This window comes from Limosilactobacillus reuteri subsp. simiae (assembly GCF_020784875.1).
GTDB lineage: Bacteria > Bacillota > Bacilli > Lactobacillales > Lactobacillaceae > Limosilactobacillus > Limosilactobacillus reuteri_H.
On record NZ_JAJGUI010000022.1, the window covers coordinates 1 to 237 of the forward strand.

Genomic DNA, 237 nt, shown 5'->3' on the forward strand with positions numbered 1-237 from the left:
GGAGGGAGCCGCCTAAGGCGGGACAGATGACTGGGGTGAAGTCGTAACAAGGTAGCCGTAGGAGAACCTGCGGCTGGATCACCTCCTTTCTAAGGAATAAAACGGAACCTACACATCGGAGAAACTTTGTTTAGTTTTGAGAGGTTTACCTCTTAAAACTTTAACCTATAAGACGCTTATTTGGGCCTATAGCTCAGCTGGTTTAGAGCGCACGCCTGATAAGCGTGAGGTCGATGG

1 rRNA gene is annotated in these 237 nt (G+C 48.9%); it reads left to right on the top strand.

The annotated features are described in order from the left end of the window. A 16S ribosomal RNA gene (locus LMC10_RS01100) occupies positions 1-89 on the top strand; the annotation flags it as partial. Positions 90-237: the final 148 nt, after the last annotated feature.